We start from the raw sequence: 14,475 nt of genomic DNA on the forward strand, positions 1-14,475 counted from the left end.
TTGTTTAACTTTAGAGCCAAGCGTTAATGATTCGTAAACGCCGCAGTCAAATCCGAGATTATCAAGCCGAAGCGCGTCTGTTTGCCAGCCGCGCTATTGTTGCTTTTATCGGCATTGTTGTCTTGATGGGAGCTCTGGTTGCCAACATGTACAACATTCAGGTGAACCAGTTTCAAGACTATCAAACCCGCTCGAACGATAACCGCATCAAAGTGGTGCCTATCGCGCCTAACCGAGGTCTAATTTATGACCGAAATGGCGTTTTACTGGCAGAGAACCGTCCCGTCTTTAACTTAGAACTGACCCCAGAAAAAATTAAAGACATTGATGCAACCATCCAAGAATTACAAACTATTCTGGAAATTACACCAGACCAGATTGAACGTTTCCACCACGAGCGTAAACGGACTCGTCGATTTAAATCGGTCCCACTGCTTACCCAACTGAACGAAAAACAAGTAGCGGTATTCTCCGTCAATCAGTACCGCTTTCCGGGTGTGGAAATAAGTGCGACCTTAAAGCGCTACTACCCTTTCAGCGAAGTCTTAACCCACGTGATTGGGTATGTTTCTCGAATCAATGATCGCGACATGCAGCGCCTGATCCGAGAAGAAAAAGACGCAAACTATCAAGCCACTCGCGACATTGGTAAGCTGGGTATTGAAAAATACTACGAAGACCTCTTACACGGTACAGCCGGATATCAAGAAGTCGAGGTAAACAGCCGCGGCCGAGTAATTCGTACGTTAAAGTACGTTCCACCTGTACCCGGAAAAGACATCGTTTTAAACCTTGATATCAACTTGCAGCTGTACGTACACCAATTATTGGATGGCCGCAGAGGCAGTGCTGTAGTGATCGATCCTAGAGACAACGGTGTACTGGCTATGGTTTCAAGTCCTAGCTACGATCCTAACTCGTTCGTGCACGGAATCTCAGGTAAAGACTATCGTGCCCTTTTGAACGATAAAAACCGTCCTTTGGTCAACCGCACTACACTTGGCATTTACCCTCCGGCCTCTACCATCAAACCATTTATGGCGGTAGCCGCGCTGCAAGAAGGTGTCGTCACACCTAACACCACACGAAATGACCCTGGTTATTGGCGCATACCAAACTCCAACACACGCCCGTTTCGTGACTGGTTGCGTTGGGGGCACGGGCGCGTCGATATCATTAAGTCGATCGAAGAGTCTGTTGATACCTTCTACTATCAAATCGCTTATGACATGGGTATTGACCGTATTTCGAATTGGATGATGATGTTCGGTTTTGGTGATTACACTGGCATTGATATCTACGAAGAAAGTAAGGCGAATATGCCGACTCGTGACTGGAAAATGTCTCGCCATAAAACCCCATGGTATAAAGGTGATACGATCCCTGTGGGTATCGGCCAAGGATATTGGACAGCAACACCAATGCAAATCGCCAAAGCAACCTCCGTATTAGTAAACGAGGGAGAAGTGATCGCACCTCACTTGCTCAAAGCGACGATAGAAAATGGTAACGACTTCGAAGAGCAGCAAACGACAGAATACGTGACTTACCCACCAATCAAGAATGTGCCTAAAAAGTACTGGGATATGGCGAAAGAAGGCATGCGTCGGGTAAACCATGGCACGCGCGGAACAGCTCGTCGCTCATTCTACAAAATGAATTATGAAACAGCGGGTAAATCAGGTACTGCACAGGTCTTCGGTCTGGGTGAAAACGAAGAGTACAACGCCGATGAGATCGCCGAGCACTTACGTGACCATGCGTTATTTACTGGCTTTGCACCATTTGATGATCCTAAAGTGGTCGTCACTGTAGTACTAGAAAATGCCGGTGGTGGTTCTAGTAACGGTGCCCCAGTAGTAAGGAAAATTTTTGACCGAGTCGTTCTTGGTCCAGAAGAAATTGAGCCTGAAAACAATGCGAAGAAAGAGGTAAAACAGTAATGAAGATGGATCCCTCTACAGGTAAAAATCGCGCCCTGTTTGAACGCTTCCATATCGACTTACCACTCCTACTTGGCATACTGGCCCTGATGGGGTTTGGCCTGGTGATCATGTACAGCGCCAGTGGCCAAAGTTTACTGATGATGGATCGCCAAGCCATGCGAATGGTGCTTTCACTCGTTGTGATGCTCGTCCTTGCACAGCTTTCTCCACGAACTTACGAAAGCTTGGCACCTTTGATGTTCGTTGGTGGCGTTATACTGCTTTTCGGCGTGCTGTTTTTCGGTGAAGCATCGAAAGGCGCGCAGCGTTGGCTTAACCTCGGTTTTGTGCGCTTTCAACCGTCAGAGCTATTGAAGCTCGCGGTGCCATTAATGGTAGCTCGCTATGTTGGTAGACAGCCCCTCCCACCAACGCTAAGAACACTCATTGTTGCACTGATTATGGTCTGCTTACCAACCATTCTCATTGCAAAACAGCCTGACTTAGGTACCTCAATCCTGATCGCGGCTTCCGGTATTTTTGTTATCTTCCTCGCAGGCATTAGCTGGAAAATAATTGCTGGTGCTGCGATTGCATTAGGTGGTTTCATTCCAATTCTGTGGTTTTTCTTGATGCGAGAGTATCAAAAAGTGCGAGTTCGTACTCTATTTAACCCGGAGTCTGATCCGCTAGGAGCGGGCTACCACATTATTCAGAGTAAAATTGCGATTGGCTCCGGCGGTATTTCCGGCAAAGGTTGGTTGCAAGGTACGCAGTCACAACTAGAATTTCTTCCTGAACGACACACTGACTTTATCTTTGCAGTAATTGCTGAAGAATGGGGTATGATTGGCTTCCTTTGCCTTTTAGCCATCTATCTATTTATTATTGGACGAGGTTTATATCTCGCCAGCCAAGCGCAAACCGCATTTGGACGAATGATGGCAGGCAGTATTGTACTCAGCTTCTTCGTGTATATTTTTGTAAATATTGGCATGGTAAGTGGCATCCTACCTGTAGTAGGTGTACCGTTGCCACTCATCAGTTATGGCGGCACATCAATGGTAACCTTGATGGCTGGTTTTGGTATTCTGATGTCGATTCATACGCACCGAAAAGCATTCTCTAAGGCGACCTAGACATGCAAAAACGCGCTTTATATTCCTTGGTTTTCTCTGCTCTTATTTTGGCAGGCTGTTCATCAACTAGCCAAAAAGAACAAGAAGGCCGTTACGAACTCGAATCCGATGTTGCACCGGATACACCGCTTTCAGTCGAACACATCGAGGATGCGCATCCTAAATATGAACCGTACAGCCTAGGTGGGAACAAAGATTACCACTTACGTGGCAAAGACTACAAAATAGTTCGCAATGCGAAAGGCTTTAAAGAAAAAGGCCGAGCATCTTGGTATGGGAAAAAATTCCAAGGTCATTTGACTTCTAATGGCGAAATCTATGACATGTACTCAATGACGGCAGCGCATAAAACGCTACCGTTACCAAGTTACGTAAAAGTTACCAATACTGACAACGGCAAAACCACCATAGTACGAGTTAATGACCGAGGTCCTTTTCACGATGGCCGTATCATTGATTTAAGCTATGCCGCCGCGCACAAGTTAGATGTCATAAAAACAGGCACCGCGAACGTGGAAATTGAAGTGATCAGTATCAATCAGCCCACGGATAAAAAGTCATTAGAAGCGCACCCTAGGTACGTTATTCAAGTGGCATCATCAAAAAATGAAGAACGCGCGCGAACTTTAGGTACCGAGCTTGGTCAAAAATTGGATACAGAAACTTTCCTAGAGAGTGCGAAAGAGTCTTATCGCTTGTTGTTAGGGCCATTTACTGACTATTCCCTGACGCAAGCCACATTAGATAAAGTAAAGTTGCTCGGCTATTCGTCTGCATTTATTAAAAAACACAACACTGCCAAATGACCTCGTGTCATGAATTTCTCTTTGATCCCCCTCTTACATAACTAGGGATTCTGATAAGATGTCTGCAGTTAACCCAAAAATTTGAATTACCATGAATAAAAATAAGTTTGTGAAATCTATTCTCGTTTCTTCGGTTGCCCTTTCTGCAACTTTCGCTCAATCTGCTCTTGCATCACCTATCGTTGTTCCAGATGCCCCTCAAATCGCGGCGAAGGGCTACGTGCTGATGGATTACCATTCAGGTAAAGTACTGGCAGAGAAAGAGATGAACACAAAATTGTCTCCAGCTAGTCTGACTAAGATGATGACCAGCTATGTAATCGGCCAAGAGCTAGCGCGTGGTAATATCTCAGAAGATGATGATGTCACCATCAGTAAAAATGCGTGGGCGAAAAACTTCCCTGATTCATCAAAGATGTTCATTGAAGTAGGCACAACAGTTAAAGTACGTGACCTGAACCGAGGTATCATCGTCCAGTCAGGTAACGATGCCTGTGTTGCGATGGCAGAACATATTGCAGGTTCAGAAGATGCATTTGTTGACCTAATGAACGCTTGGGCCAACACATTGGGTATGACTAACTCGCACTTTGCCAATGTTCATGGCTTAGATAACGCAGAATTGTACTCAACACCATACGACATGGCACTGCTAGGTAAAGCACTTATCCGTGACGTACCAAATGAGTACCGAGTGTACTCAGAGAAGAAATTTACTTACAACGGCATCACCCAATACAACCGTAACGGTCTACTTTGGGATAAGAGCATGAACGTTGACGGCATCAAAACGGGTCACACAAGTAATGCGGGTTACAGCCTAGTAAGTTCAGCAACTGAAGGTCAAATGCGCTTGGTTGCGGTCGTTATGGGTACTAAAGATGCCAATGCTCGTAAGTCAGAAAGCAAAAAGCTGCTAAGCTACGGCTTCCGTTTCTTCGAAACAGTGGCACCGCACAAAGCAGGTGAAACGTTCGTAGAAGAAAAAGTGTGGATGGGTAACAAAGACACCGTAGCACTGGGTCTTGACCAAGATACTTACGTAACACTACCGCGTGGTGAAGCGAAAAACCTAAAAGCAAGCTTCGTCCTTGAAAAAGAGCTAGAAGCCCCAATTAATAAAGGTGATGTAGTTGGTAAGCTATACTATCAGATCGATGGTGAAGATATTGCCGAGTACCCACTAATGGCACTAGAAACCGTAGAGCAAGGTAGTCTATTTAGCCGCATGTGGGATTACATCGTATTGTTATTCAAGAGCTTCTTCTAAAAAGAACGTTAGAGTAGCAAACTTATTCGCAAAGCCGCCTGAATGGGCGGCTTTTTAAGTTTGAGCTCCTCGTCTTGAGTTCCCCCTAATTTGACTGTACTATTTCGCACCGCAACGAATATCTACTGGAGTTATCGATATGCTAACCATCAACTCTGATGCAAAATTAAAAGACCTGCTTGAGTTCCCTTGTTCATTTACTTACAAGGTAATGGGTCATGCAAAGCCTGAACTTCCAGAGCTTGTTCTTGAAGTTATTCAGCGCCATGCTCCAGGTGACTACAGCCCGACCGTTAAACCAAGTGCTAAGGGCAACTACCACTCTGTGTCAATCAACATTACTGCAACCTCTATCGAGCAGGTTGAGACACTGTACAAAGAGTTAGGTGAAATTGACATCGTACGCATGGTTCTATAATTTTTTGATAGATTAAATTTTTTTTGAAAGCAGCTTTAGCTGCTTTCTTTTTATTTATCAAAGAGATAACGAGGCTTTACATCGCTTTCAGTTAAAAATCTGTTACGCAGCGGTAGAGCATCAGGGTTATCCGGTTTATAATCCAAAAACTTTATATATTAGCAACAGGAATTCCCATGCAACACCAACTTGTTGTAAAACGACTTGGCCGCCAAGACTATGAGCCTGTATGGAAGGCGATGCATGAGTTCACCGACCAACGCACAGAAGAAACCCGTGATGAAGTCTGGTTGGTAGAACATAACCCAGTATTTACGCAAGGACAGGCAGGTAAAGCTGAGCACTTGATTAACACTGGCGATATTCCTGTTGTACAAAGTGATCGCGGAGGTCAGGTTACGTATCATGGCCCTGGTCAGTTGGTCGCCTACTTCTTGATCAACCTACGCCGCAAAAAATTAGGTGTACGAGATCTCGTTACCACAATCGAGAACCTCGTGATCAACACGCTAAAAGCATACAATATTGGCTCAGCCGCGCGACCTGACGCACCAGGTGTCTACGTTGCCGGTAAGAAAATATGCTCTCTCGGTTTACGCATTCGTAAAGGATGCTCGTTTCATGGTTTAGCCTTGAACGTAAATATGGATTTAACACCGTTTCTGCGTATTAACCCTTGTGGTTATGAAGGTATGGAAATGGTTCAGGTCAGCCAATTTGGCGGCCCAGACAATGTAGAAGCCGTAGAAAAACAATTAATAGAAGAACTCGTTACTTTGCTCGATTATGAGCAAGTAGAATTCAGCACAGAAGCACCTTCTCAAGGTAATAAAGCATGAGCAAACCAATCCAGATGGAAAAAGGCGTTAAATATCGTGACGCCGATAAAATGGCATTGATTCCCGTAAAGAACATGCCTACAGAGCAGAAAGAAGTGCTACGTAAGCCTGATTGGATGAAGATCAAGCTACCAGCCGACAGCCAACGAATTCAAGACATCAAAGCGGCGATGCGTAAGAACAAACTTCACTCCGTATGTGAAGAAGCATCTTGCCCGAACCTAGCGGAATGTTTTAACCACGGTACAGCTACCTTCATGATCTTAGGTGCTATTTGTACTCGTCGTTGTCCTTTCTGTGACGTTGCTCATGGCCGCCCATTACCACCGGAAGCAGAAGAGCCTCAAAAACTGGCGAAAACCATTGCCGATATGAAGCTGAAATACGTAGTAATCACTTCTGTTGACCGTGACGATCTGCGTGACGGCGGTGCACAACACTTTGCCGATTGTAACCGCGAGATCCGTGCGTTAAACCCGCATATTAAGATTGAAACACTGGTTCCTGACTTCCGTGGTCGCATGGATGTAGCGCTTGATCTAATGAAAGACAATCCGCCAGATGTCTTCAACCACAACTTAGAAACAGCGCCACGTCTTTACCGTAAAGCTCGCCCAGGTGCGAACTATAAATGGTCACTTGAGCTTCTTAAGAAGTTCAAAGAGCAGCATCCCGATGTACCGACCAAGTCTGGTTTGATGATGGGCCTTGGTGAAACCAAAGAAGAAATCATCGAAGTACTGAAAGATCTACGCGCACACGGCGTAACGATGCTGACTCTAGGCCAGTACCTAGCGCCAAGCCGTCACCACTTGCCAGTAGAACGTTACGTTCCGCCATCAGAGTTTGACGAGCTAAAAGAAGTTGCACTAGAACTTGGCTTCACGCATGCAGCGTGTGGTCCATTTGTGCGCTCTTCTTACCATGCCGATATGCAAGCTCAAGGTATCGAGATTAAATAAGCTCTCGCTTGTTTTGAAAAGCTTGTTTTGAAGAGAAAAGGTTGGCTCAGTGCCAACCTTTTTTGTATCTGGCAAATGATGATAAAAAGCCACTCTACCACCGTCATTCTGAACAGCGAGGTACGAACGTGATTCAGAATCTGTTTTCAGAATACTGAGGATTTTTAGGGAAACTCTGAGTAAAAGAGTGTGCCTCAACAAGATTCCTGATCTCGCCTCGGCTCGTCGGAATGACGTGGTTTGGGTATATTGAAAAGGGACAGTGTTGGTAGCCATCCCCTTATCACACACTCTCGCTATATCTCATTCCAAACGCCAGACAAGCAAAAAGGCCCTCAAATGAGGACCTTTAGTATATCAATGTTCAAAATAGACGAGTCGAGTTCTAGGAGAACACACGGAGTTTGCGCGAGCAAATGAGTATGTTCGACACCGAAATCGACTCATTCTATGAAGAACAGTTAGGCATAAACCGGTAGACGCTTACAAATTTCTAGCACTTTCTGTTTTGTCGCTTCGATAACTTCTTCGTTGCCGATGTTATCTAGAACGTCACACATCCAGTTTGCTAGCTCTTTTGCATCTTCTTCAGTGAAGCCACGGCGAGTGATCGCTGGCGTACCTACACGAATACCAGACGTTACGAATGGGCTGCGTGGGTCATTTGGTACTGAGTTCTTGTTTACAGTGATGTTTGCTGCACCTAGTGCCGCGTCTGCGTCTTTACCAGTGATATCTTTGTCGATTAGGTCAACAAGGAACAAGTGGTTTTCTGTACCGTTAGATACGATTTTGTAACCACGCTCTTGGAACTGACCAACCATTGCTTTTGCGTTTTTCACTACGCGAGCTTGATAAGCTTTGAACTCTGGCTCCATCGCTTCTTTGAACGCTACTGCTTTACCAGCGATAACGTGCATTAGAGGACCACCTTGACCACCAGGGAACACTGCTGAGTTCAATTTCTTGTACATATCTTCGCCAGCATTTGACAAGATAAGACCACCGCGAGGACCTGCTAGTGTTTTGTGCGTCGTTGTTGTTACCACGTGAGCATGCGGTACTGGTGTTGGGTATTCACCGGCAGCGATAAGACCAGCTACGTGCGCCATATCAACAAATAAGTAAGCACCTGCTTTGTCAGCGATTTCACGCATGCGTTTCCAATCAACGATTTGCGAGTAAGCAGAGAAACCACCGATGATCATCTTAGGTTTGTGTTCAAGTGCTAGCTGTTCCATCTCGTCGTAGTTGATTTGACCAGCTTCATCGATACCGTAAGGGATAACGTTGTAGTGCTTACCAGAGAAGTTTACTGGTGAACCGTGAGTTAGGTGACCACCGTGCGCTAGGCTCATGCCTAAAACTGTATCGCCTGGGTTAAGAAGCGCCATGTAAACTGCGCTGTTTGCTTGAGAACCTGAGTGAGGCTGTACGTTAGCGTACTCACAACCAAATAGTTGGCATGCACGCTCAATTGCTAGTGCTTCAGCTTTATCTACGTACTCACAACCGCCGTAGTAACGCTTACCTGGGTAGCCTTCAGCGTATTTGTTCGTTAGCTGAGAACCTTGCGCTTCCATTACACGTGGGCTTGTGTAGTTTTCAGAAGCGATAAGTTCAATGTGTTCTTCCTGGCGAAGAGTTTCTTCCTGGATAGCTGCGAACAGTTCCGCATCGTAATCTGCGATGTTCATATCACGCTTAAGCATCTGTATCTCCTGACTCAGATTAGTACTGAAAGTTGCAAAAAAACTGTTGAATGACCCGACGCAAACGTTTTCGTCACCCTAATGGCGCGCATTCTACATAATTTGATTTAGGTCATAAAGAGAAATTTACAATTTTTCTCATGCAGTTTTTTCATGATGACAAGCAATGTTTATCATGCCAGCATTGCAATCGCATAACGACAATCTATTGCCTGTCAAATTTGTGCTTTACACCCTGTAAAACAGCAATTACATAGGTTTACCGTAAATTTTACCCTCTAGCTACCGAAAAGATCATCTTTTTACTACTATGCACGCCTTATTTATCACTAATGACTGCAACATTGATGGAAAAACACTCATTAAAAGAAGACTGGATAGCGATTCTCACGGGTACCTTTTTAGTAGCTCAAGGCGTTTTCTTTCTCCAATCCGCGAACCTTCTAACGGGAGGCACGACTGGATTGGCTCTGCTTATTAGCCAATTTACACCTTTTACCTTTGGTGTGCTGTACTTTTTAGCAAACAGTCCTTTTTACTTACTAGCATGGAAACGCTTCGGCCGTCATTTCGCCATTAATAGTGCCATTTCTGGCGCGTTGGTTTCTATCTTTGCCGATCATCTTTATTTGCTAATCTCGCTCGAATCGGTAAATGAAGTTTATTGCGCCGTCGCAGGCGGGCTTTTAATGGGGCTCGGTATGCTGATCCTATTCCGACATCGCTCCAGCTTGGGTGGCTTTAACGTGCTGTGTTTGTTTATCCAAGACAAATTTGGCATTTCAGTTGGCAAAAGCCAAATGGCAATCGATGCATGTATCCTGTTTGCTTCATTCTTCTTTGTCACACCAGAAGTGATTGGCCTTTCAATGTTGGGGGCGTTTGCACTCAATCTCGTGTTAGCGATGAACCACAAACCGCACCGCTATTCCGTGACCTACGGTTCATAAATTTTTGATAATGATTGAAGCGCGATTTATAAGATTTCGCGCTCCAATCGCTATATAATACTTCGCGATTTCCAAATAGATCGGTACGGTATGCGCGACTTTCTGCAACAAGCTAAACAGACTCACAGTTGTATTGCGATTGGAGAGCTGATCTATAACCCGAAGACACAGACCCTTCATCAAGATGCTATCGCGATTGATCTCGAACCTCGTACCATTGAGTTATTAGAGCTGCTGCTAACAAGCGTGGGACATCCGCTCTCTGCTGATACCATTATCGAAACCATTTGGCAGAGCAAGTTCATCTCTAAGAATGTGCTCACGAACCGCATTAGCACCTTACGTGCCCTGCTACAGCAGTACTTACCCGAATACGATGCCGCTAAGCTTTTAGTCACTTACCCCCGAAAAGGCTACTTTCTTAACCCTGCCAATATTCGTTTAGTGCCACCAGCGAAAAACCATCGGCGCGTTATCTCAACCCAGGTGGCGAGTAATAAGAACTTCAAGCTGATTTTTGCTTACAGCTTATGTGCCATACTTGCGGTATGTAGCATGACACTCGCAAGCTTGTTATGGCAACGCCAAGAAATCTCAACACAACAAACACGTCATCAACTACTGATTCCCAAAGTCGAGCTACTACTCAACCGTGTCGATTCAATCGGCTCCCAGGCGCGAAAATACCGCATACTGGTCAAAGCCATCTTGCTGCAACAACAGGTCGAATATCCATACACCGACATCGCCAACCAAGATGCTCCCAGTTACTTTCTTGATCCTATCGGTCATACGCCATATTTCCCTGGCGCACGAAACATGCAGACCAGCGACTACGAGCTCAATATCGAGTTAAAAGACGACACAAAACAGGGCATCTTGAAAGCGCAGATGAACCTTATTTATCCTGCGACGGGCAAGCTGGCGTTTCGCAATGAGTACACACTGCGTTTATCTGCCTTACAATCGGATATTTTCCAAATGCACTCGGATGTCGCGCAATACTTCAATCTGCCTGCACCTTCGGCAAGTTCGTGGCAGCTTTCGAATATTCACAAAAAAATGTTATTCGAGAATGCCTTTTCTAGCCAACCTCTCCGACAATCTGATGAGTTTGCGGCTATAACAACGGCAAGACATCTCGCCTTATACGAGCACGAACATCAAAAGCTGGAAGCGTATTTAACTCAAGTACAATCGTCGTTTGATGTTTTGCCAGATGAGCTGAGCCTCTGGTTAGGTCTATTGCATTTCAAATTAGGGAACTTAGACAGGGCAAAAGCTCTGTTAACGACACCAGATGGCGACTCACGTATCCAAAACGCACTGATTTATACCTTTGTGTCTCACATTGCTTATAAGCAGAACAAACTTGAACAGTTCCGTCTCAACTACATGGAATCACTGGTGGCGCTGCTGCGCGTTTTACCTTCCGAAACCTTGTTTGAGCGTCTTTCTCAATCTGAATCAAAAGAGACTTGCCTCCAACCGTGGAAAACGTTGCATGTTAGTGTGACCGATCAAGAAATCATAAGCCGATGGAAAGCGCTCATTAACGAGTATTGCACTAACGTAGCCAACGAAATAACCCCAAATAAAACAAAGACCTAAATATAAAATTAAGCTTTCATTAACCCCTGTTATCTTTTGTTTTTTGCCCTTTTTCTCTCACTGAACTTAGCATGCTCGCATTCAAGCAACGGCCCAACATGAAGCGGCCTTATCAATCAGGAATGTAAACCATGCTAAACAAAATGACGCTTATCGCAGCAGCAACTCTGGCTCTTTACGGCTGTGGCGGAGGTTCGTCTTCTGGCAGTGCGAATCCAAACAAAGTGCCTCAAGAAAGTTTCGACGTCTCGATTCACAACTCAATCTTCGCTCCCACGCCAAGTACACAGCTAAACTACGCATTTAGCTTGGATGGCCAACCAGAAGGCGACATGAAACTGAGCTTCCAAGCGATGGATAGCGAGCAAATATTGGCAGCATTGGCACAAATCCCAAACAGCGAAGCAATGGTCCAGTTGGTTAATGACTTGGTGAACTACGGCGCCGAACAGTTCTACTATTCAGACGAGCAGTACAACGACGACGAAGAGAGCAATACGCTTTACTTTGCAGGATCAGATGGTGCACTCCATGAAATCACTGACGCTTATTTCATTGGTCATCAGTTTATTGCCATGCTTATGCACAGCGGTCCGATTTTCCGCCTAAACGGTGACGACGTAAAAGAGAAAAGCCCGAATATTGACATCGGTGAAGAAACTATGTCTCTGCAAACCACTCTTACAGGCTACGCAGTTCACAACCTTCTAGACCGTTTTGAAGATCATGAGTGGGTACAAAACCTTCCTATGACAGCATCTTGCCAAGTGGTTTGGCAACAGCAAATCCGAGAGACTGGTATGCGTAAAGCGTTCTCGATCTCAGGCAAGAAAATTGAAGCGGCATACCTGATGGAAGAGAACATCTACAACCTAAACTGTGATGATATGGACTCAATGGAGTTCGCCACTTCGGCAGAACGTTGGTTTAATCCGAGCTTAGGTCTGATAGAACAAATTGAACTGCTGAAAGTACAACAAGTACAAATCAACGAAGAGAAAGTGCAGCTAACAGCGATTGAAACAAAATAAGCTTGCATTTTTTATAGATATCTCAATAAAAGAAGGCTTTGGGGAGCACACCAAAGCCTTCATCTCGAACATCAATCTTAGGGGTGATGACACCCGAGTTTATTCTTCTATCAATAAAATACGAGTTTCGTAAGGTCGTAACACTTGATGGTTTGACGCGACTGCGCTCGCTGAGTTTTGATAGTTAGATAGCAAGTTTTTCGCCTTACTCATATCAAAACGTTCTGGCAGAACGCATTCCACCTCTTCAGCGTAGTAGTTATTGATACACAGCAGCGTTTGCTTATCGTTCTGACGAGCGTAAGCGAAAATACGTTTGTGCTCTGGCAGTAAATCTTCATAACGGCCATCGGTGATGACTGGAACCTGTTTACGCAGTTCAATCAGACGCTTGTAAAAGTAGAACACCGAGTTTAAATCGGCAACCGCAGCTTCAGCATTGATTTCAGAGTAATTCTGCGCCACTTCAAGCCACGGCGTGCCCTCAGTAAAGCCCGCGTGTTTTGCACTGTTCCATTGCATTGGTGTACGTGAGTTATCACGCGACTTCTGTGCCAAGATCGCCATCATATCGTCATGAGATACACCATCACGGTTGACCATGATGTCGTACATGTTAGTACTTTCAACATCACGATATTGGCTGATTTCGGTATAACCCGGGTTGGTCATGCCGATCTCTTCCCCCTGGTAAACATAAGGTGTGCCTTGCATCATGTGCACTGATGCCGCAAGCATCTTGGCAGATTCAACACGGTATTGCTCGTCGTTACCTAATCGGCTCACAACGCGTGGCTGGTCGTGGTTACACCAGAACAGCGCCCCCCACCCTTTGCCATTTAAGCCCGTTTGCCAATGATTGAAGATCTGTTTTAACTGAATGAAATCAAACGGCGCTTTGGTCCATTTTTCACCATTTGGATAATCGACTTTCAGATGATGGAAGTTGAACACCATGGATAGCTCTTTGCCGTCTAGCGAAGAATATTGCTGGCAGTGCTCTAGCGTAGTGGAAGACATTTCACCCACCGTCACGCTGCCGTATTTTTGAAACACAGATTCGCTAATCTCTTGAAGGTATTCGTGCACACGTGGACCATCCGTGTAGAAACGACGACCATCACCAATATCGTCACTTGGAAAATCTTGCTGCTTGGAAATCAGGTTGATAACGTCGAGACGGAAACCATCCACACCTTTGTCTGCCCAGAAGCTGATGACTTCTTTCACTTCTTCACGCACTACTGGGTTTTCCCAGTTTAAGTCCGCTTGCTCTTTAGCAAAAAGGTGCAAATAGTACTGGCCTGTTTTTTCATCCAGCGCCCAAGCGTTGCCACCAAACTTTGATTGCCAGTTGTTTGGTTCAGCACCATCTACCGGATCTTTCCAGATGTAGTAATCACGGTATGGGCTGTTTTTATCACCCAGTGCGGATTGGAACCACTTGTGTTCTGTCGACGTGTGGTTCACTACAATGTCCATGATGATACGAATACCCAACTGATGCGCTTCTGCTAGCAAAGTATCGAAATCTTCCATAGTGCCGAACTCAGGGTTGATCGAGTAGTAATCGGATATGTCATAACCGTTGTCGATCATTGGCGATTGGTAAACCGGCGTCAGCCAAATCGCATCCACACCAAGATGCTTAAGATAATCCAGCTTAGAAATGATCCCTTTGATGTCGCCCGTGCCTTTACTGCCACTGTCACAAAAGCTTTTTGGGTAAATTTGATAGATGGTTGCGGTTTTCCACCAGCTCTCATCATGCTTGGTCATAGCCATTTCTAACACTCACTTACCAGTAATCGG

Annotated in this window: 12 protein-coding genes; 10 read left to right on the forward strand and 2 right to left on the reverse strand. The window is 45.2% G+C overall.

The features are described from left to right. Positions 1 to 26 precede the first annotated feature (26 nt). The 7 genes from mrdA (at position 27) to lipA (ending at position 7,359) form a co-directional block, all read left to right on the forward strand. Positions 27 to 1,943 (forward strand): penicillin-binding protein 2, encoded by a 1,917-nt coding sequence (mrdA, locus tag J4N43_RS12130; protein ID WP_005384126.1) that lies wholly within the window; start codon positions 27 to 29, stop codon positions 1,941 to 1,943. Next, positions 1,943 to 3,064 (forward strand): rod shape-determining protein RodA, encoded by a 1,122-nt coding sequence (gene rodA / locus J4N43_RS12135; RefSeq protein ID WP_005384128.1) that lies wholly within the window; start codon positions 1,943 to 1,945, stop codon positions 3,062 to 3,064. Before mrdA ends, rodA begins: the two co-directional genes overlap by 1 nt. A gap of 2 nt (positions 3,065 to 3,066) precedes the next feature. Continuing rightward, positions 3,067 to 3,870 (forward strand): septal ring lytic transglycosylase RlpA family protein, encoded by an 804-nt coding sequence (locus J4N43_RS12140; protein ID WP_017635670.1) that lies wholly within the window; start codon positions 3,067 to 3,069, stop codon positions 3,868 to 3,870. 91 nt (positions 3,871 to 3,961) lie between these two features. Further along, a complete protein-coding gene (locus tag J4N43_RS12145) occupies positions 3,962 to 5,140 on the forward strand; it encodes a serine hydrolase (RefSeq protein WP_005384132.1) in 1,179 nt (392 codons plus the stop codon). A 139-nt stretch (positions 5,141 to 5,279) separates the two neighbouring features. Next, a complete protein-coding gene (ybeD, locus tag J4N43_RS12150) occupies positions 5,280 to 5,558 on the forward strand; it encodes a DUF493 family protein YbeD (protein WP_005384135.1) in 279 nt (92 codons plus the stop codon). Positions 5,559 to 5,734: 176 nt separating this feature from the next. After that, complete coding sequence (lipB, locus tag J4N43_RS12155) at positions 5,735 to 6,397, forward strand: lipoyl(octanoyl) transferase LipB (protein WP_053350277.1); 663 nt, start codon at positions 5,735 to 5,737, stop codon at positions 6,395 to 6,397. Continuing rightward, entirely contained in the window at positions 6,394 to 7,359 is a 966-nt protein-coding gene (gene lipA / locus J4N43_RS12160; protein WP_005391329.1) for a lipoyl synthase, read from the forward strand. The genes lipB and lipA overlap by 4 nt, the downstream gene beginning before the upstream one ends. A gap of 461 nt (positions 7,360 to 7,820) precedes the next feature. Here lipA and glyA read toward each other — a convergent pair whose 3' ends face one another. Beyond that, positions 7,821 to 9,071 carry a serine hydroxymethyltransferase gene (gene glyA / locus J4N43_RS12165; protein WP_005381985.1) on the reverse strand — a complete coding sequence of 417 codons (1,251 nt, stop codon included), beginning with the start codon at positions 9,069 to 9,071 and terminating at the stop codon, positions 7,821 to 7,823. Positions 9,072 to 9,418: 347 nt separating this feature from the next. Here glyA and J4N43_RS12170 point away from each other — a divergent pair, with 347 nt between their 5' ends. The 3 genes from J4N43_RS12170 to J4N43_RS12180 all read left to right on the forward strand — a co-directional run bounded on the left by J4N43_RS12170 (position 9,419) and on the right by J4N43_RS12180 (position 12,663). Then, complete coding sequence (locus tag J4N43_RS12170) at positions 9,419 to 10,021, forward strand: YitT family protein (RefSeq protein ID WP_053350276.1); 603 nt, start codon at positions 9,419 to 9,421, stop codon at positions 10,019 to 10,021. 90 nt (positions 10,022 to 10,111) lie between these two features. Next, positions 10,112 to 11,632: a winged helix-turn-helix domain-containing protein gene (locus J4N43_RS12175; protein WP_053350275.1), complete on the forward strand. Its 1,521-nt coding sequence runs from the start codon at positions 10,112 to 10,114 to the stop codon at positions 11,630 to 11,632. A 131-nt stretch (positions 11,633 to 11,763) separates the two neighbouring features. After that, positions 11,764 to 12,663 carry a hypothetical protein gene (locus J4N43_RS12180; RefSeq protein ID WP_053350274.1) on the forward strand — a complete coding sequence of 300 codons (900 nt, stop codon included), beginning with the start codon at positions 11,764 to 11,766 and terminating at the stop codon, positions 12,661 to 12,663. Between the two features lie 99 nt (positions 12,664 to 12,762). Here the strand turns inward: J4N43_RS12180 and treC are convergent, their stop codons facing one another. Next, positions 12,763 to 14,448, reverse strand: coding sequence for an alpha,alpha-phosphotrehalase (treC, locus tag J4N43_RS12185; RefSeq protein WP_053350273.1), 1,686 nt, complete (start codon positions 14,446 to 14,448; stop codon positions 12,763 to 12,765). Positions 14,449 to 14,475 lie beyond the last annotated feature (27 nt).

It is taken from the genome of Vibrio sp. SCSIO 43009 (assembly GCF_023716525.1).
Lineage (GTDB): Bacteria > Pseudomonadota > Gammaproteobacteria > Enterobacterales > Vibrionaceae > Vibrio > Vibrio alginolyticus.